A 21,897-nucleotide genomic window follows, 5' to 3' on the forward strand; every position below is an offset into this window, starting at 1 on the left:
TTACATCAGTAAGGGGCTAATAAGCACGGATCAAAGAGCTTAGCCCGTTAGCTTAACGCCAGCTCTTGAAACGGTTAATCAACGCATTGGTAGAACTGTCATGGCTGGTGACTTTTTCATCACCTGCCAGTTCTGGCAAAATACGATTCGCCAGTTGTTTACCCAGCTCTACACCCCATTGGTCGAAGGAGTAGATATTCAGGATAACCCCTTGCGTGAAGATCTTGTGCTCATACAACGCAATCAATGCACCCAAGCTAAACGGCGTGATTTCGCGCAGCAAGATAGAGTTGGTTGGGCGGTTACCTTCGAACACTTTGAATGGTGCAACATGAGCCACTTGCTCAGGTGTTTTGCCAGTTGCAGCAAATTCTGCTTCAACTTCTGCCAGTGATTTACCGAAAGCCAGCGCTTCGGTTTGTGCAAAGAAGTTAGACAGCAGTTTCGCGTGATGGTCACTCAGTGGGTTATGACTGATAGCCGGTGCGATAAAGTCACAAGGAACCAATTTGGTGCCCTGATGGATCAACTGATAAAACGCATGCTGACCATTGGTGCCTGGCTCACCCCAAATAATTGGGCCAGTCTGGTAATCAACTGGTTTACCATCACGGCCAACATATTTACCGTTGGATTCCATATTGCCCTGCTGGAAGTAAGCCGGGAAACGGTGCATATACTGGTCATATGGCAGGATGGCTTCGGTTTCTGCGCCAAAGAAATTGTTGTACCAGATACCAATCAACGCCAGCAGAATCGGCAGGTTCTTCTCAGCCGGAGTTTCCGCAAAGTGTTTGTCCATAGCATGTGCACCACTGAGCAGTTGTTCGAAGTTCTCGAAACCAACCGACAGCGCGATAGACAAGCCAATAGCAGACCACAGAGAATAACGGCCACCGACCCAATCCCAGAACTCAAACATATTGTTGGTATCAATACCAAACTCGCCTACTGCTTTGGCGTTGGTCGACAATGCCGCAAAGTGCTTCGCAACATGTTTCTCATCACTCGCGGTAGACAAGAACCAGTCACGCGCGCTGTGGGCGTTAGTCATGGTTTCTTGAGTGGTAAAGGTTTTTGATGCGACCAGGAATAGCGTGGTTTCTGGGTTCAGCGGTTTCAACGTTTCAGCAATATGAGTGCCATCCACGTTAGAAACGAAATGCATATTCAGATGATTTTTATACGGGCGCAGCGCTTCGGTCACCATGTAAGGGCCGAGATCTGAACCACCGATACCGATATTCACCACATCAGTAATCGCTTTGCCGGTATAGCCTTTCCATTCGCCGCCAATCACGCGGTCACAGAACTGTTTCATTTTAGCCAGTACTGCGTTTACTTCTGGCATTACATCTTTGCCATCGACCACAATCGGTGTATTGCTGCGGTTACGCAGAGCAATATGCAGCACGGCACGGTCTTCGGTGCGGTTGATTTTCTCACCAGAGAACATCGCTTTAATTGCACCAGCCAGATCAGTTTCTTTAGCCAGAGCTTGCAGTTTTTCCATGGTTTCGCTGGTAATACGGTTTTTGGAGAAATCCACCAGCATTTGATCGTCAAAAGTCGCTGAAAATTGGCTAAAACGCTGGTCGTCCTTGGCAAACAGACTACTGATAGTGACATCTTTCATCTGTTCAAAGTGTTGCTGTAACGCTTTCCAGGCAGCGGTTTGACTAGGATTAATATTTTTCATAGCGGCGCTCTTCTAGGCTTAAGGATTAATGAAACGAATACCTTGATTGTATCCTGTTACCCTGTGATTGAGATCTCTTTTCTTGCGATAGGTATTATCTCTCGAAACAACTCTTGATCTGATCCATGTTTCTCAATACCTCGGTTCATCTTAAGATTTTTAATCATAATCTGAAGACCTTCAATCAGATACTCTAAATAATTCGAGTTGCAGGAAGGCGGCAACTGAGTAACAAATTGGTTGTAAACCATTTTGAACAGCGCTTGCGCTGGCCGCAGGGTGAGCCTCTGGTGAGGCTCATAATCCCCAGGAGCTTACGACTGGAGTGCGCGAAGGCAGCCAACGCACATGCAGCTTGAAGTATGACGAGTATAGTGGCCGCTCATATTCAGGCCAGTATCCAATCAATTTAGTGATATGAGGGAGCATATTATTAAATATGAAAATACCTCATAGCCATTTCATTGACAGAAAGTGGATAACCCGTTATTTCCTTGTACAGAGAAAAATACAGCCGACCACCCGAGATGGCATCTGACACGAGGTTTTTTTAGATGATTTCAGCTTCACAACGACAGGTTTCACAACCACAGACTGCTCGCCAACAAGCTCGCAGCGCCCCATCCCCAACTGTCGTCGCCAAATTTGGTGGTACCAGTGTGGCTGATTTTGATGCCATGAGCCGCAGTGCTGACGTCGTTTTATCGAACCCGGATGTTCGTTTGGTGATTTTGTCGGCTTCAGCCGGGATTACCAATCTGTTGGTCGCGTTGGCCGATGGCTGCGAACAGGAAACACGCGCCCTTCATTTAGATGAAATCCGCCGCATTCAATACAGCATTCTCGCTAAACTTTCCGACCCAGCTGTTATTCGCGAAGAAATTGATCGCATGCTGGAGAACATTTCCATGCTGTCAGAAGCGGCCAGTCTGGCGACCTCGGCAGCACTGACGGATGAACTGGTCAGCCACGGCGAATTAATGTCGACATTATTGTTTGTCGAACTGTTGCGCCAACGTCAGGTGGCGGTGGAATGGTTTGATGTGCGTAAAATTATGCGCACCAATGATCGCTTTGGCCGCGCCGAGCCAGATACCCATGCATTATCCGAACTGGCCCAGACCCAATTAGCGCCACGTATCGAGCACGCCATTATCGTCACGCAAGGTTTTATCGGCAGCGAAAGTAAAGGACGCACCACCACCCTTGGCCGCGGTGGCAGTGATTACACCGCCGCGCTGTTAGGTGAAGCACTGAATGTCAGCCGCATTGATATCTGGACCGACGTTCCAGGGATTTATAGCACTGACCCGCGCGTAGTTCCCGGTGCAAAACGTATTGATAAAATCGCTTTTGAAGAAGCGGCTGAAATGGCGACTTTTGGTGCCAAAGTGCTGCACCCTGCCACCTTATTACCGGCAGTGCGCAGCGACATTCCGGTGTTTGTTGGCTCGAGCAAAGATCCCGCCGCGGGCGGCACGCTGGTGTGCAATGAAACGTACAATCCGCCATTATTCAGGGCGTTAGCATTGCGCCGCAAACAAACCCTGCTAACCCTGCATAGCCTGAATATGCTGCATGCACGTGGTTTTCTGGCTGAGGTTTTTAACATTCTGGCGCGCCACAATATCTCGGTTGATTTGATAACCACCTCTGAAGTGAGTGTGGCACTGACACTGGATACCACCGGTTCGACATCCATCGGTGACAGCTTGCTGACCAGCTCGCTACTGACCGAACTTTCCTCCCTGTGCCGGGTGGAAGTGGAAGAAAACCTGGCATTGGTGGCAATTATCGGAAATAACCTGTCGCAAGCCTGCGGGGTGGGTAAAGAGGTGTTTGGCGTGCTAGACCCATTCAATATCCGCATGATTTGTTACGGAGCTAGCAGCCACAACCTGTGCTTCCTGGTGCCGGGCACTGATGCCGAAAAAGTGGTACAAACGCTGCATCACAACTTATTTGAGTGATGGGCTATGCACCCTTTGGAAAAAACTGAACATAAGTTAGCATCGTGGCAAATTTAACCTGTTTCTGCTGCGCTTGCTGCTTATTGGCTTGCTTACAATCCTGCATCAGACTCAAACCAGCCGCTCTCCCAAGGCACATAGGACGATTATTTGCCGATGATAGCCGCTGAGAGATTCGCTGCTCTAATGCTGTGGGGTTTGCTTTATTTAAATCAATAGCAAACATCCGTGCACTTGCTGTTTTTAGTATTTCTATCTTCATTTGTCGTGCTTCCTCTGTTTCATTATGGTGAAACAGAGTAGCGGACCCGCTCATGCCTCTCTATCATAAATTGAGGATCATATGCGGGTCACCAAAGAGCGGCGGGGCTTAGCCGTCAATCCGCGTCGTAACCCAGATTTGGCGCTAACCAGCGCTCCACTTCTGCCACTGGCATCCCTTTACGGGCAGCGTAATCTTCCACCTGATCCCGCTGAATTTGTGCCACAGCGAAATATTTGCTATCCGGATGACTGAAGTACCAACCCGACACCGACGCCCCAGGCCACATGGCGTAGGACTCAGTCAATTTCATACCCGTATGCGTTTCCACATCCAGCAACTGCCAGATTTGGCCTTTCTCTGTGTGTTCCGGGCAAGCCGGATAGCCAGGAGCTGGACGGATCCCTTGGTAGTTCTCGCGTACCAACTCTTCGTTGCTCAGATTTTCATTCGGTGCAAAGCCCCAATACACCTTACGCACCCGCTCATGCAGATATTCCGCAAAAGCCTCTGCCAGCCGGTCAGACAGCGCCTTAATCATGATTTTGTTGTAATCATCATGTTGAGCATCATAGGCATCGGCCAGTGCATCCTCTTCCAGCCCGCCGGTGACCGCAAAAGCGCCGTAATAATCAGCTTTACCGCTGGATTTAGGTGCAACATAATCTGCCAGGCAATAGTTCGGGAAATCGGTTTTTTCTGTTTGCTGGCGCAAATGGTGGCTGACCACCAGCACTTCATCACGCCGCTCATCGCGGTAAATTTCAATGTCATCGCCCACACTATTAGCGGGGAACAGACCAACCACCCCTTTGGGATGCAGTAAATCCTCCGCCGACAGCTTATCCAGCATCTCATTGGCATCCGCGAACAGCCGCTTAGCCTCTTCACCCACCACTTCATCTTCCAGAATACGCGGATACTTGCCCGCCAGCGACCAGGTCATAAAGAATGGCGTCCAGTCGATGTAGTTACGCAAAGTTTCGATGCTGGCTTCCACTGTTTGCACACCTAATTTATGTGCCACAGGTGGCATGTAACTTTCCCAATCGATAACAGTTGGGTTATCACGTGCCGCTTGCAAACTGACCGGCGGGGTACGCGGTTTTTTTCGCGCATGTTGAATGCGGACAGTTTCGTATTCTTTGCGAGTTTTCGCTATAAAATCATCTCGTTGCGTATCAGACAACAATGCTGAAACTACGCCAACGCTGCGCGAGGCATTGGAGACGTAAGTGGTGGACCCACTGTAGTTCTGCTCAATTTTAACCGCGGTATGTGCTTTGGAGGTGGTCGCCCCCCCAATCAACAGCGGCAAAGTGAAACCCTGACGCTCCATCTCTTTGGCGACATTCACCATTTCATCGAGCGATGGCGTAATCAGACCAGATAAACCGATGATATCGACCTTTTCTTCCCGCGCGGTACGCAGAATTTTTTCGGTCGGCACCATCACACCCAAGTCTATGATCTCATAGTTATTACACTGCAACACCACACCGACAATGTTTTTGCCGATGTCATGCACATCGCCTTTAACCGTCGCCAGCAAGATTTTACCTGCCGTAGTACCTTTCTGTTTACTGGCTTCAATATAAGGTTCGAGATAGGCGACCGCTTGTTTCATCACTCGGGCGGATTTTACCACCTGCGGCAGGAACATTTTCCCCTCACCAAACAAGTCACCCACCACATTCATCCCAGCCATCAATGGCCCTTCGATAACCTCGATTGGCCGGTCAGCCTGCTGACGGGCTTCTTCAGTATCCAACTCAATGAACTCGGTAATCCCTTTAACCAGCGAGTATTCCAGGCGTTTTTTCACCGGCCAACCGCGCCATTCCGCTTGCTGAACCGCCACCTCATCACTCTTACTGCCACGGTATTTTTCTGCCAGATCCAGCAGGCGTTCAGTGCTGTCATCACGACGATTAAGAATGACATCCTCAACTGCATTACGCAGTTCATCTGACAGATCGTCATAGATCGCCAATTGTCCGGCATTGACGATACCCATATCCATTCCATTACGAATGGCGTAATAAAGGAATACCGCGTGAATAGCTTCCCGCACCGGATCATTACCACGGAAGGAGAACGAAACGTTGGAGACACCGCCTGAAATCATGGCATGCGGCAGTTCGGCTTTGATATCGGCACAAGCTTCAATAAAGTCGACGGCGTAGTTGTTATGTTCTTCAATCCCGGTAGCGACGGCGAAAATATTCGGGTCAAAAATAATATCTTCCGGCGGGAAGCCAACGGTTTCCGTCAGAATTTTATAGGCGCGGCGGCAAATCTCTATCTTGCGCGCGCGAGTATCAGCCTGCCCCTGCTCATCAAACGCCATCACCACCATCGCCGCACCATAGCGCCGCACCAGCTTGGCATGATGAATAAAGGCATCTACACCCTCTTTCATCGAAATGGAGTTAACGATGCCCTTGCCCTGAATACATTTCAGACCTTTTTCGATGACATCCCATTTGGAAGAGTCGATCATAATCGGCACCCGGGCAATATCGGGTTCACCGGCAATCAGATTCAGGAAACGCACCATAGCGGCTTCAGCATCCAACATGCCCTCATCCATATTGATATCGATGATTTGCGCGCCGCTTTCAACCTGCTGACGAGCCACATCGAGCGCTTCGCCATATTTCTCTTCTTTTATCAGCCGTTTAAAGCGGGCCGAACCGGTGACGTTTGTCCGTTCACCGACGTTAACAAACAGTGTGTTAGCATCGATTGTCAATGGTTCCAGCCCCGCTAAACGGCAAGCGACCGGAATCTCCGGCAAAGGACGTGGTGCAACGCCAGCGACAGCTTTAACCATCGCGGCGATATGACGTGGCGTGGTACCGCAGCACCCGCCGACAATATTTAAAAACCCTGCCCGCGCCCACTCACCAATCTGCTCGGCCATCTCTTTGGCTTCCAGATCATATTCACCAAAGGCATTCGGCAAACCGGCATTAGGGTGCGCACTGACATAATATTCAGAAATTCGTGATAACTCAGCGACATATTGGCGTAGCTCATCCGGCCCCAAAGCGCAGTTCAGGCCAAAAGAGAGCGGCTTCACGTGGCGCAGAGAGTTATAAAAAGCTTCGGTGGTTTGGCCGGATAGAGTACGGCCAGAAGCATCGGTAATAGTGCCGGAAATCATCACGGGTAACAGTACACCCATAGCTTCAAATTCAGATTCGACAGCAAAGGTGGCCGCTTTGGCATTCAGGGTATCGAAAACCGTTTCAATCATAATTAAATCGACACCGCCCTCAATCAGAGCACGGGTCGATTCACGGTAAGCCTCAACCAACTGATCAAAACTGACATTACGAAATGCCGGATCATTCACTTTCGGTGAAATAGACGCGGTGCGGTTGGTCGGGCCAAGCACCCCGGCAACATAGCGTGGTTTGTCGGGCGTGCGGGCAGTCCATTCATCAGCACAGATACGGGCCAGTCGGGCAGCTTCATAGTTAATTTCAGCTGACAGCGACTCCATCTGATAATCCGCCATAGCAATGGAGGTAGAGTTAAAGGTATTGGTTTCGAGAATGTCAGCGCCAGCTTCAAGATAGGCATTGTGAATAGCAGTAATGACTTCGGGCTTGGAGAGCACCAATAAATCATTATTCCCTTTCAGATCACTAGGCCAATCAGCAAAGCGCACACCACGGTAATCCGCCTCTTCCAGCCGATAGCTCTGGATCATGGTTCCCATGCCACCATCCAACACCAAGATCCGTTGTGCTAATTGCTGGTGTAATTCTTTAACCTTATTATTTGTTACTGTGTCCACCACTGTCGCCTCTTTACCCTGTTGCCTGGCCATTATCCGATGCATCTTTAATTGTTTATTCGTATCAGACATGCTGAAAAATTCATCTGTCATCCTAGCACAAGTTGTCAATGTAATGAGTCCAGTCACAGTTGAGACTTTTTCAGGTAGGAAACCAAACTCATCGGATGAGCAATTTTTGTGGTTTGCATGCATAATTAAAAACGAAAATGAGTTCCATAATAATAGATAAGAGGCTAATTTATGGCGTTACCGATTGCGATCAAACGGGGCAAGAAACCCAAGGCAGCTGCGCAAATGGCGACTGCTCCAACCGGTCAGGTTCAATCATTGACTCGGGGTCTTAAATTACTGGAATATATTTCCGAAGCACAGGGTAGTGTTGCACTGACAGATTTAGCACAACAGGCGGGTTTACCTAATTCCACCACTCACCGCCTGTTAACCACCATGCAACAGCAGGGTTTCGTCCGTCAGGTGGGGGATTTAGGCCTTTGGACGATGGGCGCACACGCCTTTATTGTCGGCAGCAGCTTTTTGCAAAGCCGCAATTTGCTGGCTATGGTTCACCCCATGCTACGCCGTTTAATGGATGAATCGGGTGAAACCGTCAATCTGGCAGTGCTGGATCACAGCGACTATCAGGCCATTATTATCGATCAAGTGCAATGTACCGCCCTGATGCGGATGTCCGCGCCGATTGGCGGCAAACTGCCTATGCACGCCTCTGGGGCCGGTAAAGCTTTTCTCTCCACCCTGCCAGACGACCAGCTGGTTCAGCTTTTACATAAGAAAGGGCTGCATGCCTACACGCAGCATACCCGCACCAGCCCTGCTAGTTTGAAGGAGAATCTGGCGCTGATTCGCAAACAAGGTTATTCATTTGATGATGAAGAACATGCTCTCGGCCTGCGCTGCATCGCCGCCTGTTTGTTCGATGAACATCACGAAGCCTTTGCCGCTATTTCCATTTCCGGCCCGATATCGCGTATTACCGACGATCGCGTCACAGAGCTTGGCGCATTGGTTATTCATGCTGCGAAAGAAATCACTCAATCATACGGCGGGGGGAATCGGAGTTAATTAGTTAAAACTTTGTCGTTCGGAGAGAACAAGCAGATCGTAAAGACGCCGTAGATTATGCACAGTGATTGAAGGGTTTACGTACACCCAGGGGCACTCCGGCGGCTCACGCCGCTGCGACCCCAACGGCACGATTTCCCTTCATTTGAACCTATATTTTTCAATCCAATCAAGGCGTAGCGAGCTAAGTCAATTTGAGTGCACCCAGCGCACAGGCCCCGGAGCGTACACATAGTACGTGAGGAGGTCGAGCGCTGCGCAATCTCAGAGTGGCGACGCGCAGTAGCCGTCAAGAGATCACCCGCTGGGAGAAGCGCTGCTTACGGCGATAAGCAAAAACATCCTCCACATGCCCGTCCTTAATACGTTGCTGCAACCCACGCCAATAGCTGGCGTGAAACAGGTCGCTGTGCATCTCCTCAAAAAAATGTCGTACCTTCAGATCGGTGCATAAAAAATGACGAAACTCTTCAGGGAATACATCATTGGGCGATACGCTATACCACGGCTCGCTGGCCATCTCATCTTCCGGATAGCGTGGCGGCGGGATATCGCGGAAATTCACCTCAGTCATATAACAAATTTCATCATAATCGTAGAACACCACGCGCCCGTGACGAGTTACCCCGAAGTTCTTAAATAACATGTCGCCGGGGAAAATATTCGCCGCCGCCAGTTGTTTAATGGCGTTACCGTATTCTTCAATAGCATCCTTCAACTGCTGATCATTTGCCTGCTCTATATAGAGATTCAATGGCGTCATCCGCCGCTCCATATAAAGGTGTTTAATGATGATTTGGTCGCCTAAGTCTTCCAGTTTTTCCGGCACTTCCCGCTGTAATTCCGTCAGCAATTCTGCGCTGATGCGATGCTTATCAATCACAAAATTCTCATACTCTTGGGTATCCGCCATTCGCCCTACTCGGTCATGTTCTTTAACTAATTGATAGCACTCTAAAACTCTCGTCTGACTAACTTCTTTTTGTGGCGCGAACTGGTCTTTAATGACCTTAAAAACCCGGTCAAATGATGGCAGAGTAAATACCAACATCACCATCCCTTTGACCCCAGGCGCAATAATAAATTGTTCGCTAGATTGATGAACAAAGGTTAGGTATTCACGATAGCTTTCGGTTTTACCGTGTTTTTGGCAGCCAATCGCCATGTACAGTTCAGCAGTCGATTTGCCCGGCAAGATTTCCCGCAACCATTCCACCATCGCCGCAGGTAAGGGGGCATAAACCATAAAATAAGAACGGGCGAAGCCAAACACGATACTGGCCTCTGCCTTGCTGGTGAGGCAGGTATCAATAAATAACCCGCCTGATTCATTGTGATGGATAGGTAGCAGAAATGGATAGACCTCGTCAGCCAGTCGCAGTTTTCCCACCAACCAAGCGGCTTTATTACGATAAAACAGTTCATTAGCAACTTGAAAGCGCGCTGTTGCGAGTTGCTCATCAGTAAAGTTTTGCCGCAATGCAGTCGCAATGTAGCCGATATCGCGGGGCAGGTTCTCCCAAGGTAAACGCAGCGGCAAATCATTGAGTACCACCTGCAACATACCGCTCAAATCTCCCTTGGGGGCAAAATCACGCGCTAAGGGACGGGGAATTTCACGAAAGCGCCGCTCCGGTTGTGAACTGAAGACAAACAGCTTATCCGGGGTTAAATCGCGGTGTTTAAATAACCGACAATAGACTGAATTAAAAAAACTTTCGGCGATTTCAAAGCGCGGATAATCCGGTAACAAGCCGGTATAAATTTCTTTTACTCGCGTTAGAAAATTCACATCAAAACAGCGCTGATCAGTGATGTGTTTCAATTGCTCAACCACCAGCCCCACATGACTATCATAGAGGTGAATACGCTTTTTCATCGCCTGCTGTACCGCATGCCAGTCAGCCTGCTCAAAACGATGTTGCGCCCCCGCAGTGACCTCCAGAAAGCGGCCATATTGAGCATCAAACCCCTGCAAAATTGTTTGCGCGATTAATTGTTCCAGCTTTGTCACCATACTCACCTCCGTCATACGGAACAGAGCCTGCATAAGCAGGCTCTTGATAACACAACCTTTCACTCAAATAGTGGGGCTAAAATTGCTGTTCTTCCGTCGAGCCAGTCAATGCTGTTACGGAAGACTCACCACCCTGAATGATATTGGTGACTTTATCAAAGTAGCCGGTACCCACTTCCTGTTGATGGGACGCGAAAGTGTAGCCGCGCTCAACTGCGGCAAATTCGGGCTGCTGAACCTTCTCAACATAGTGTTTCATGCCTTCTCCCTGTGCGTAAGCATGCGCCAGATCGAACATGTTGAACCACATGCTGTGGATACCCGCCAGTGTAATAAACTGGTATTTGTAACCCATCGCCGACAGCTCATCCTGGAAGCTGGCAATCTGTTGGTCCGTCAGGTTCTTTTTCCAGTTAAATGATGGCGAACAGTTGTAAGCCAATAATTTACCAGGGAATTGTGCGTGAATCGCATCAGCAAAACGTTTAGCTAACGCCAGGTCTGGCGTTGAGGTTTCGCACCACACCAAATCGGCATACGGGGCATAAGCCAGGCCGCGACTGATAGCTTGCTCAATACCAGCATGAGTGCGGAAGAATCCTTCAGCAGTGCGATCGCCAGTAATGAATTCGCTATCATGCGGGTCACAATCAGAAGTCAGCAAGTCAGCGGCATCAGCATCGGTACGGGCAATCAGCAGTGTTGGTACACCGAGAACGTCGGCAGCCAGACGGGCGGCGACCAACTTCTGAATCGCTTCCTGAGTCGGTACCAAAACTTTACCGCCCATATGACCACATTTCTTCACGGCTGCCAGTTGATCTTCGAAATGTACGCCGGCAGCACCCGCCTCAATCATAGCCTTCATCAATTCGAACGCATTCAGTACCCCACCAAAACCGGCTTCCGCATCTGCTACAATCGGCAGGAAATAGTCGGTATAACCTTTGCTATCCGGCTCAATATTATTCGACCATTGAATCTGATCTGCGCGACGGAAACTGTTATTGATACGTTTAACCACTGCGGGAACGGAGTCAACCGGGTACAGCGATTGATCCGGGTACATGCTTGATGCGGTATTAGCATCAGCCGCGACCTGCCAGCCTGACAAATAAATGGCCTCAACCCCGGCCTTCGCCTGTTGCAGTGCCTGACCACCGGTTAATGCACCTAAACAGTTGATATAATCTTTGCGCGATTTGCCGTGCAGTAATTCCCACAATCTCTTCGCACCATGCTGCGCCAAAGTGCACTCAGGGTTGACTGAGCCACGTAATTTAATCACTTCTTCAGCACTATACGGGCGAATAATGCCCTCCCAGCGCGGTGATTTCCATTCCTGTTCCAATTGCTGAATTTGTTGAGTACGAGAGGTCGTCATAGCAATATTCCTTATTATTCAATTCTGTAGGGTTAAATTAGGTGTGATACTCAAAGTCATTGGCGTTGCAGCCAGGCAGCAAGTGAACTCATCCCGCTGAGCTGACACAAGTCAGTGATTCGGGGGAGCGAACGTAGCTAACACCGCTGCGGCTTCAAGGACGAAGGGTATCTCAGGCAAGTAATGCGTAGCCTGGTAAGGTCAGGAAGTCGATAAGCTCGTCTTGTGTTGTAATTCGCTCCATCAAACACGCAGCTTCTTCAAACCGCCCGCCATCAAAGCGCTCTGTGCCAAGTTCCAGCTTCACTACCTGCATTTCTTCACTCAACATGTTTCGGAACAGCTCTTTCGTCACCGTTTGACCATTACTCAGGTTTTTCTGGTGATGTATCCATTGCCAGATAGAAGTACGGGAAATCTCTGCCGTCGCGGCATCTTCCATCAGACCATAAATCGGCACGCAACCATTGCCAGATATCCATGCTTCAATGTATTGCACAGCAACCCGGATATTGGCGCGCATCCCTTCTTCCGTGCGTTCACCACTGCAAGGCTCCAACAACTCAGCTGCGGTTATAGGTTTATCCTGTGCCCGGCTAACCTCTAATTGATTTGGCCGGTCACCCAGAACCTTGTTAAAAACTTCCATCACGGTATCGGCCAGCCCTGGATGGGCTACCCATGTACCATCATGGCCATTACTGGCTTCTAACTCTTTATCCGCACGGACTTTATCCAGTACTTGCGCATTTTTTACCGGATCTTTATTCGGGATAAATGCCGCCATACCACCCATCGCTAAAGCACCGCGTTTATGGCAGGTTTTGATCAATAAACGGGAATACGCACTCAGGAATGGTTTATTCATGGTGACCGATTGGCGGTCTGGCAACACACGATCACCGTGATTTTTCAGTGTCTTGATATAGCTGAATATATAATCCCAACGACCACAATTGAGGCCAACAATGTGATGGCGCAGGTGATAGAGGATTTCATCCATTTGGAACACGGCAGGTAATGTTTCAATTAATACCGTGGCTTTAATGGTGCCTTGCGGTAAGTCGAAGCGCTGCTCGGTAAAGGTGAAAACATCACTCCACCAAGCGGCTTCCTGATAAGACTGCATCTTCGGCAAATAAAAATAAGGGCCGCTGCCATTGGCAAGTAATTGCTTATAGTTATGATAGAAATACAAAGCGAAATCGAACAGTCCACCAGGAATATCCTCCCCCTGCCATTTCACATGTTTCTCCGGCAAGTGCAGGCCGCGAACTCGCGCAATCAGTACCGCAGGGTTGGGTTTGAGTTGATAAATCTTGCCGGATTCATTTACATAGGAAATAGTGCCTTTTACCGCATCATGCAGGTTAATTTGACCATCGATCACTTTGTCCCAGCTTGGTGCCAACGAGTCTTCGAAATCAGCCATAAAGACTTTTACATTGGCATTGAGAGCATTAATCACCATTTTTCGCTCAACCGGCCCGGTAATTTCCACCCGACGATCACGTAAGTCAGCAGGAATCCCCTGAATCCTCCAGTCACCTTCACGAATGGAATTAGTTTCCGAAATAAAATCTGGCAAGGCACCTTGATCGATATTTTTTTGCCAGGATACCCGTGCGGCAAGGAGTTCACGACGTGACTGTGCGAATTTCACCACCAATTCGGTCAAGAATTCGATCGCTTCTTCCGGTAAAACCTGTCTTTCAGCAGCATTAAAATGCTGTGTAAAAACTAACTCCGTGCCGACTAACTGTTGTGTCATTTCCCTTCCCCTTTCCAATCTCACGGCTTTCACATCAACGCTAATGCAGCGTCACTCTTGGATTCGTATCGGATAATGTGTTCCAACCGGAAATTGAAGGTTAGATTATATGGTCACTTTTCACCCCGACAGAACTAAGAATAATCAATTAATTAAGAAAATCAAAAACGATTTCCATTTTTATTTAAAATAATTTTTTAATCTTTATTTATCATACTGTTAACATAATATCGAGTATTGGACGGATAGGAACTAGCTTCCATTAATGACTTTACCTCATGGTAACTCGTTGTTTGATAAAGAGATCAGACCAGTTTAAGTCGAGATGAATGGAGTATATTCGAGCAAAAAATAGAAAGGCGGCTCGATTCAGCCGCCTTTATTAACATTCAGGGAGAGGGAAAGTTAGTCGAGAGTAGGATTCATATGACGTAAATCAAATGGTGTGATTTGGTAAACGTAGTAGTTCAACCAGTTAGCAAATAACAGATGTCCGTGGCTACGCCAGGATGCTTTTGGGGGTAATGAAGCATCATCATTGGGGAAATAATTGAGTGGGATTTGTGGATTCAGACCGGCAGCCAGATCACGTTGATATTCTCCCGCTAAGGTATCGACATCATATTCAGGATGACCGGTGACGAAAGCGACTCGCTTATCTTTACTGGCAAACAAATATGCACCGGCCTCTTCCGAGGAAACCAGAATATCCAGATCAGTGTATTGCTGAAGTAGCTCAACGGGGAAATCGGCATAACGAGAGTGTGGGGCCAGGAATGTCTCATCAAAACCACGTGTGAGTAGTGCCAGTGGTTTATCTGTTTGATGCTGGTAAATGCCTGAGAGCTTAGTCTCACGCGTCATTTTAGGAATACCGTATAAGATATTTAAGGCTGCCTGTACCGCCCAACACACGAATAAAGTTGAGGTTACATGATCTTTTGCCCAGGCAATAATACGCTCAATTTGCGGCCAATAAGCAACATCACAGAAATCGACCAAGCCCAGAGGAGCCCCTGTCACAATCAACCCGTCAAAATTTTGCTCCTGAATATCTTCAAAATCACAATAAAAGTTGTTCAGGTGCTCAGCTGGCGTATTTTTTGATTCGCGACTATCAATTCGCAACAATTGAATATCGATCTGTAGGGGTGAGTTGGAGAGTAAACGCAGGAATTGATTTTCCGTCTCAATTTTTTTAGGCATCAGATTTAAAACCAACACCTTCAGGGGACGAATTTCCTGAGTTTTTGCACGCGATGAGGTCATGACAAACACATTCTCATTACGTAAAAAACTCACTGCTGGTAATTCATCAGGAACCCGAATTGGCATGCCTATATCCTCAATATATCCGTTTATACGTTTAGACTTCTAGATGCCTGAAGATAGCGGATTTTTGGAGGAAAGTCGAGCAATCTGCTGCAACCTGAAAATGTTTCATTGCTGAAATTTCAGTCTATAAAATTTAATGAGCAGCCGTAATCATTTTATATACTGCAAAACCTCTACAGATATAGATAGTTAGGTGTCATCTGGCGGTATAATTTCAGATATATTATATGGAGAATGGTGGCGATTGAGGCAACCTATTATCGGTTACTAGCTGTTTATTGGTATGTAGATATTTATCGGATAGCAGAAAAGCAAAAACCCCACGCTTTTGGCATGGGGTCTTTACTTGATTTTATACCTGGCAGTGTCCTACTCTCGCATGGGGAGACCCCACACTACCATCGGCGCTACGGCGTTTCACTTCTGAGTTCGGCATGGGGTCAGGTGGGACCACCGCGCTATTGCCGCCAGGTAAATTCTTTTCTACAACTACCGAACTTTAACCCGTGTAACTGGTGCTGATACCCAGAGTCGAACTGGGGACCTCACCCTTACCAAGGGTGCGCTCTACCAACTGAGCCATATCAGCACGCTAAATTTGATGCCTGGCAGTGTCCTACTCTCGCATGGGGAGACCCCACACTACCATCGGCGCTACGGCGTTTCACTTCTGAGTTCGGCATGGGTTCAGGTGGGTCCACCGCGCTATGGCCGCCAGGCAAATTCTGTCTAAACTAACCCGCTATGCAATCATTCACACAGCCAGCCAGCCCAATCTCGGAACTTCGCTGAAAATCAATATCTATCTCTCAAATACAAAACACCTTTGGCGTTGTAAGGTTAAGCCTCACGGATCATTAGTACTGGTTAGCTCAATGCATCGCTGCACTTACACACCCAGCCTATCAACGTCATAGTCTTTAACGTTCCTTCAGGGGGCTTAAAGCCCCAGGGAAGACTCATCTCGAGGCAAGTTTCCCGCTTAGATGCTTTCAGCGGTTATCTCTTCCGAATTTAGCTACCGGGCAATGCCATTGGCATGACAACCCGAACACCAGTGATTCGTCCACTCCGGTCCTCTCGTACTAGGAGCAGCCCCTCTCAATCTTCCAACGCCCACGGCAGATAGGGACCGAACTGTCTCACGACGTTCTAAACCCAGCTCGCGTACCACTTTAAATGGCGAACAGCCATACCCTTGGGACCTACTTCAGCCCCAGGATGTGATGAGCCGACATCGAGGTGCCAAACACCGCCGTCGATATGAACTCTTGGGCGGTATCAGCCTGTTATCCCCGGAGTACCTTTTATCCGTTGAGCGATGGCCCTTCCATTCAGAACCACCGGATCACTAAGACCTACTTTCGTACCTGCTCGAGCCGTCACTCTCGCAGTCAAGCTAGCTTATGCCTTTGCACTAACCTCACGATGTCCGACCGTGATTAGCTAACCTTCGTGCTCCTCCGTTACTCTTTGGGAGGAGACCGCCCCAGTCAAACTACCCACCAGACACTGTCCTCACCCCAGATTATGGGGCCGAGTTAGAACATCAAACATTAAAGGGTGGTATTTCAAGGTTGGCTCCATGCAGACTGGCGTCCACACTTCAATGCCTCCCACCTATCCTACACATCAAGGCTCAATGTTCAGTGTCAAGCTATAGTAAAGGTTCACGGGGTCTTTCCGTCTTGCCGCGGGTACACTGCATCTTCACAGCGAGTTCAATTTCACTGAGTCTCGGGTGGAGACAGCCTGGCCATCATTACGCCATTCGTGCAGGTCGGAACTTACCCGACAAGGAATTTCGCTACCTTAGGACCGTTATAGTTACGGCCGCCGTTTACTGGGGCTTCGATCAAGAGCTTCGCCTTGCGGCTGACCCCATCAATTAACCTTCCAGCACCGGGCAGGCGTCACACCGTATACGTCCACTTTCGTGTTTGCACAGTGCTGTGTTTTTATTAAACAGTTGCAGCCAGCTGGTATCTGCGACTGGCTTCGGCGCCGGGAGCAAGTCCCTTTACCTAATGCCAGCGTGCCTTCTCCCGAAGTTACGGCACCATTTTGCCTAGTTCCTTCACCCGAGTTCTCTCAAGCGCCTGAGTATTCTCTACCTGACCACCTGTGTCGGTTTGGGGTACGATTTAATGTTACCTGATGCTTAGAGGCTTTTCCTGGAAGCTTGGCATCAACTACTTCACCACCGTAGTGGCTCGTCATCACACCTCAGCGTTGATAAGCAACCGGATTTACCAAGTCGCTCCGCCTACATGCTTAAACCGGGACAACCGTCGCCCGGCTAGCCTAGCCTTCTCCGTCCCCCCTTCGCAGTAACACCAAGTACAGGAATATTAACCTGTTTCCCATCGACTACGCTTTTCAGCCTCGCCTTAGGGGTCGACTCACCCTGCCCCGATTAACGTTGGACAGGAACCCTTGGTCTTCCGGCGTGCGGGTTTTTCACCCGCATTATCGTTACTTATGTCAGCATTCGCACTTCTGATACCTCCAGCAACCCTCACAGGTCACCTTCAACGGCTTACAGAACGCTCCCCTACCCAACGAACGTATCCCTAAGCCAACTCGACTTTATTGGACGCATTGACGTCGCTGCGCTCCGTCAATCATTATCCACTGCCGTGAATTGTCTTGGGTGATACGTTCGCTGCCGCAGCTTCGGTGCATGGTTTAGCCCCGTTACATCTTCCGCGCAGGCCGACTCGACCAGTGAGCTATTACGCTTTCTTTAAATGATGGCTGCTTCTAAGCCAACATCCTGGCTGTCTGTGCCTTCCCACATCGTTTCCCACTTAACCATGACTTTGGGACCTTAGCTGGCGGTCTGGGTTGTTTCCCTCTTCACGACGGACGTTAGCACCCGCCGTGTGTCTCCCGTGATAACATTCTTCGGTATTCGGAGTTTGCATCGGTTTGGTAAGTCGGGATGACCCCCTAGCCGAAACAGTGCTCTACCCCCGAAGATGAGTTCACGAGGCGCTACCTAAATAGCTTTCGGGGAGAACCAGCTATCTCCCGGTTTGATTGGCCTTTCACCCCCAGCCACAAGTCATCCGCTAATTTTTCAACATTAGTCGGTTCGGTCCTCCAGTTAGTGTTACCCAACCTTCAACCTGCCCATGGCTAGATCACCGGGTTTCGGGTCTATACCTTGCAACTATTCGCCCAGTTAAGACTCGGTTTCCCTACGGCTCCCCTATTCGGTTAACCTTGCTACAAAATATAAGTCGCTGACCCATTATACAAAAGGTACGCAGTCACACCACGAAGGTGCTCCCACTGCTTGTACGTACACGGTTTCAGGTTCTATTTCACTCCCCTCGCCGGGGTTCTTTTCGCCTTTCCCTCACGGTACTGGTTCACTATCGGTCAGTCAGGAGTATTTAGCCTTGGAGGATGGTCCCCCCATATTCAGACAGGATGTCACGTGTCCCGCCCTACTCATCGAACTCACAACGTATGCATTTTTGTGTACGGGACTATCACCCTGTACCGTGCGACTTTCCAGACGCTTCCACTAACACATATGCTGATTCAGGTTCTGGGCTCCTCCCCGTTCGCTCGCCGCTACTGGGGGAATCTCGGTTGATTTCTTTTCCTCGGGGTACTTAGATGTTTCAGTTCCCCCGGTTCGCCTTGCATGGCTATGTATTCACCATGCAATAGTGCAACGAATTGCACTGGGTTTCCCCATTCGGGTATCGTCGGTTATAACGGTTCATATCACCTTACCGACGCTTTTCGCAGATTAGCACGCCCTTCATCGCCTCTGACTGCCTAGGCATCCACCGTGTACGCTTAGTCGCTTAACCTCACAACCCAAAGATGTTTCTTCTTTATTGGTGTGGCTACGAACACACTCTGCGTCGTTGTGCAGTGCGCGCAATCCTCATGAACGTAGCGTTCACTCCGGTTGCTGTGCGCTGTACGCCTTGCTGAGTATCTTCTCGCTCACACTGCAACAATGACAAACACATTGGCATTGCAATTATTTGAGAGACTCTAATACAGGTTAATCCTTATCTCAGTACTTCTACGGAGAGATAAGTTTCAGCTGTATTGTTTCAATTTTCAGCTTGTTCCAGATTGTTAAAGAGCAATATTTCACAACACACTGTGTCTTGCGACCGCAGTACGTTTTGAAATAGTTTTTTATATGGTGGAGCTAAGCGGGATCGAACCGCTGACCTCCTGCGTGCAAGGCAGGCGCTCTCCCAGCTGAGCTATAGCCCCATATAAAAAGCAAAATACCTTATCGGCATAACTCATTCTCAGACCAGGCGTAGTCACGCAGTATGAGGATGAGTTGGTGGGTCTGAGTGGACTTGAACCACCGACCTCACCCTTATCAGGGGTGCGCTCTAACCACCTGAGCTACAGACCCAACAAGGTACTAAAGCCCGACTAATCTCTCAGCCCGGCCTTATTTGCTCGTTACTTTCTATCAGACAATCTGTGTGGACACTACGCAATGCGTATCTGAGGTAAGGAGGTGATCCAACCGCAGGTTCCCCTACGGTTACCTTGTTACGACTTCACCCCAGTCATGAATCACAAAGTGGTAAGCGCCCTCCCGAAGGTTAAGCTACCTACTTCTTTTGCAACCCACTCCCATGGTGTGACGGGCGGTGTGTACAAGGCCCGGGAACGTATTCACCGTAGCATTCTGATCTACGATTACTAGCGATTCCGACTTCATGGAGTCGAGTTGCAGACTCCAATCCGGACTACGACAGACTTTATGTGGTCCGCTTGCTCTCGCGAGTTCGCTTCACTTTGTATCTGCCATTGTAGCACGTGTGTAGCCCTACTCGTAAGGGCCATGATGACTTGACGTCATCCCCACCTTCCTCCGGTTTATCACCGGCAGTCTCCTTTGAGTTCCCACCATTACGTGCTGGCAACAAAGGATAAGGGTTGCGCTCGTTGCGGGACTTAACCCAACATTTCACAACACGAGCTGACGACAGCCATGCAGCACCTGTCTCACGGTTCCCGAAGGCACTAAAGCATCTCTGCTAAATTCCGTGGATGTCAAGAGTAGGTAAGGTTCTTCGCGTTGCATCGAATTAAACCACATGCTCCACCGCTTGTGCGGGCCCCCGTCAATTCATTTGAGTTTTAACCTTGCGGCCGTACTCCCCAGGCGGTCGACTTAACGCGTTAGCTCCGGAAGCCACGCCTCAAGGGCACAACCTCCAAGTCGACATCGTTTACAGCGTGGACTACCAGGGTATCTAATCCTGTTTGCTCCCCACGCTTTCGCACCTGAGCGTCAGTCTTTGTCCAGGGGGCCGCCTTCGCCACCGGTATTCCTCCAGATCTCTACGCATTTCACCGCTACACCTGGAATTCTACCCCCCTCTACAAGACTCTAGCTTGCCAGTTTCAAATGCAGTTCCCACGTTAAGCGCGGGGATTTCACATCTGACTTAACAAACCGCCTGCGTGCGCTTTACGCCCAGTAATTCCGATTAACGCTTGCACCCTCCGTATTACCGCGGCTGCTGGCACGGAGTTAGCCGGTGCTTCTTCTGCGAGTAACGTCAATCCAACAACGTATTAAGTTATTGGCCTTCCTCCTCGCTGAAAGTGCTTTACAACCCGAAGGCCTTCTTCACACACGCGGCATGGCTGCATCAGGCTTGCGCCCATTGTGCAATATTCCCCACTGCTGCCTCCCGTAGGAGTCTGGACCGTGTCTCAGTTCCAGTGTGGCTGGTCATCCTCTCAGACCAGCTAGGGATCGTCGCCTAGGTGAGCCATTACCCCACCTACTAGCTAATCCCATCTGGGCACATCCGATGGCGTGAGGCCCTAAGGTCCCCCACTTTGGTCCGAAGACGTTATGCGGTATTAGCTACCGTTTCCAGTAGTTATCCCCCTCCATCAGGCAGTTTCCCAGACATTACTCACCCGTCCGCCGCTCGCCGGCAAAGTAGTAAACTACTTCCCGCTGCCGCTCGACTTGCATGTGTTAGGCCTGCCGCCAGCGTTCAATCTGAGCCATGATCAAACTCTTCAATTTAAGATTTGTTTGATTTGCTATGAGTTAACATAGCGATGCTCAAAGATTACTTTCTGCAAATATGCATTCGAACCGAAGTTCAAATGTGTACTGCTTTGGTCACTCTTCAAGACTTTGATATTGCTTCTGCCTGCCGAAACAGGCTTCGATATCGTCTTGCGAGTGCCCACACAGATTGTCTGATAAATTGTTAAAGAGCAGTGCGTTAGCAACACTTGGTTGGTAACGCGAGGTGCGCATGTTACGCTTTCCTCATTCAGAGTCAACATTTAATTTCGTTGAATTTCTCTGTTCTCTTTGCCGGTCACTTAACTACTTGATTCGTTGTGTGCCGTCTCGATGGATGCGCATTATAGGGAGTCGATTTTTTTGCACAACTCTTTTTTCGTGTTTTTTGCCTGTTTGAATACTTTTCAATCCTTACGTGCAGATCTTGGTCGATCTGCTGTATTTTCACGGCGATCCCCGTGCTCAATTGGTTGTAATTCCATCAGCAAAGGCTAGTATTGCCGGTAAAGTAAT

The 21,897-nt window shown here is 49.1% G+C and carries 10 protein-coding genes, 3 tRNA genes and 4 rRNA genes; 2 read left to right on the forward strand and 15 right to left on the reverse strand.

Annotated features, from left to right (window positions below; genetic code table 11):
• Positions 1 to 52 precede the first annotated feature (52 nt).
• Positions 53 to 1,699: a glucose-6-phosphate isomerase gene (pgi, locus tag FGL26_RS14045; protein WP_005174572.1), complete on the reverse strand. Its 1,647-nt coding sequence runs from the start codon at positions 1,697 to 1,699 to the stop codon at positions 53 to 55.
• 554 nt (positions 1,700 to 2,253) lie between these two features.
• Here pgi and lysC point away from each other — a divergent pair.
• On the forward strand, positions 2,254 to 3,669 hold the full coding sequence (lysC, locus tag FGL26_RS14050) for a lysine-sensitive aspartokinase 3 (protein ID WP_005174574.1): 1,416 nt from the start codon (positions 2,254 to 2,256) through the stop codon (positions 3,667 to 3,669).
• 4 nt (positions 3,670 to 3,673) lie between these two features.
• On the opposite strand, the gene FGL26_RS14055 is transcribed toward lysC, so the two are convergent.
• Entirely contained in the window at positions 3,674 to 3,931 is a 258-nt protein-coding gene (locus FGL26_RS14055; protein ID WP_032912865.1) for a hypothetical protein, read from the reverse strand.
• Between the two features lie 115 nt (positions 3,932 to 4,046).
• Positions 4,047 to 7,742 (reverse strand): methionine synthase, encoded by a 3,696-nt coding sequence (metH, locus tag FGL26_RS14060; RefSeq protein ID WP_005174576.1) that lies wholly within the window; start codon positions 7,740 to 7,742, stop codon positions 4,047 to 4,049.
• A gap of 240 nt (positions 7,743 to 7,982) precedes the next feature.
• Between metH and iclR the strand changes: the two genes are divergently transcribed.
• Positions 7,983 to 8,822, forward strand: a complete 840-nt coding sequence (gene iclR / locus FGL26_RS14065; RefSeq protein ID WP_005174577.1) for a glyoxylate bypass operon transcriptional repressor IclR — start codon at positions 7,983 to 7,985, stop codon at positions 8,820 to 8,822.
• Positions 8,823 to 9,111: 289 nt separating this feature from the next.
• Here the strand turns inward: iclR and aceK are convergent, their stop codons facing one another.
• The 12 genes from aceK to FGL26_RS21485 all read right to left on the reverse strand — a co-directional run bounded on the left by aceK (position 9,112) and on the right by FGL26_RS21485 (position 21,615).
• Entirely contained in the window at positions 9,112 to 10,839 is a 1,728-nt protein-coding gene (aceK, locus tag FGL26_RS14070) for a bifunctional isocitrate dehydrogenase kinase/phosphatase (protein WP_005174579.1), read from the reverse strand.
• Positions 10,840 to 10,915: 76 nt separating this feature from the next.
• Positions 10,916 to 12,223, reverse strand: a complete 1,308-nt coding sequence (gene aceA, locus FGL26_RS14075) for an isocitrate lyase (protein ID WP_005174580.1) — start codon at positions 12,221 to 12,223, stop codon at positions 10,916 to 10,918.
• A gap of 172 nt (positions 12,224 to 12,395) precedes the next feature.
• Entirely contained in the window at positions 12,396 to 13,994 is a 1,599-nt protein-coding gene (gene aceB / locus FGL26_RS14080; RefSeq protein ID WP_005174581.1) for a malate synthase A, read from the reverse strand.
• A 405-nt stretch (positions 13,995 to 14,399) separates the two neighbouring features.
• Positions 14,400 to 15,329, reverse strand: coding sequence for a homoserine O-acetyltransferase MetA (gene metA / locus FGL26_RS14085; protein WP_005174582.1), 930 nt, complete (start codon positions 15,327 to 15,329; stop codon positions 14,400 to 14,402).
• Positions 15,330 to 15,685: 356 nt separating this feature from the next.
• Positions 15,686 to 15,801: ribosomal RNA gene (rrf, locus tag FGL26_RS14090) — 5S ribosomal RNA — on the reverse strand.
• Positions 15,802 to 15,842: 41 nt separating this feature from the next.
• Positions 15,843 to 15,918 (reverse strand) — tRNA-Thr (locus tag FGL26_RS14095).
• A gap of 14 nt (positions 15,919 to 15,932) precedes the next feature.
• Positions 15,933 to 16,048: ribosomal RNA gene (rrf, locus tag FGL26_RS14100) — 5S ribosomal RNA — on the reverse strand.
• Positions 16,049 to 16,165: 117 nt separating this feature from the next.
• Positions 16,166 to 19,159, reverse strand: a 23S ribosomal RNA gene (locus FGL26_RS14105).
• Positions 19,160 to 19,504: 345 nt separating this feature from the next.
• Positions 19,505 to 19,580: transfer RNA gene (locus tag FGL26_RS14110), tRNA-Ala, on the reverse strand.
• 74 nt (positions 19,581 to 19,654) lie between these two features.
• Positions 19,655 to 19,731: transfer RNA gene (locus FGL26_RS14115), tRNA-Ile, on the reverse strand.
• 101 nt (positions 19,732 to 19,832) lie between these two features.
• A 16S ribosomal RNA gene (locus FGL26_RS14120) occupies positions 19,833 to 21,375 on the reverse strand.
• Together the 16S, 23S and 5S rRNA genes with 3 tRNA genes alongside form the textbook arrangement of a ribosomal RNA operon.
• Positions 21,376 to 21,474: 99 nt before the next feature.
• A complete protein-coding gene (locus FGL26_RS21485) occupies positions 21,475 to 21,615 on the reverse strand; it encodes a hypothetical protein (RefSeq protein WP_162484183.1) in 141 nt (46 codons plus the stop codon).
• Between the last annotated feature and the right edge of the window lie 282 nt (positions 21,616 to 21,897).

Source organism: Yersinia enterocolitica subsp. enterocolitica (assembly GCF_901472495.1).
Taxonomy (GTDB): domain Bacteria; phylum Pseudomonadota; class Gammaproteobacteria; order Enterobacterales; family Enterobacteriaceae; genus Yersinia; species Yersinia enterocolitica.

What these genes read in the sequence shown, in the direction of transcription:
- lysC (WP_005174574.1), top strand. Translation starts at nt 2,254, where the DNA reads ATGATTTCAGCTTCACAACGACAGGTTTCACAACCACAGACTGCTCGC.
- aceB (WP_005174581.1), bottom strand. Translation starts at nt 13,994, where the DNA reads ATGACACAACAGTTAGTCGGCACGGAGTTAGTTTTTACACAGCATTTT.
- aceA (WP_005174580.1), bottom strand. Translation starts at nt 12,223, where the DNA reads ATGACGACCTCTCGTACTCAACAAATTCAGCAATTGGAACAGGAATGG.
- FGL26_RS21485 (WP_162484183.1), bottom strand. Translation starts at nt 21,615, where the DNA reads ATGCGCACCTCGCGTTACCAACCAAGTGTTGCTAACGCACTGCTCTTT.
- iclR (WP_005174577.1), top strand. Translation starts at nt 7,983, where the DNA reads ATGGCGTTACCGATTGCGATCAAACGGGGCAAGAAACCCAAGGCAGCT.
- aceK (WP_005174579.1), bottom strand. Translation starts at nt 10,839, where the DNA reads ATGGTGACAAAGCTGGAACAATTAATCGCGCAAACAATTTTGCAGGGG.
- FGL26_RS14055 (WP_032912865.1), bottom strand. Translation starts at nt 3,931, where the DNA reads ATGAAGATAGAAATACTAAAAACAGCAAGTGCACGGATGTTTGCTATT.
- pgi (WP_005174572.1), bottom strand. Translation starts at nt 1,699, where the DNA reads ATGAAAAATATTAATCCTAGTCAAACCGCTGCCTGGAAAGCGTTACAG.
- metA (WP_005174582.1), bottom strand. Translation starts at nt 15,329, where the DNA reads ATGCCAATTCGGGTTCCTGATGAATTACCAGCAGTGAGTTTTTTACGT.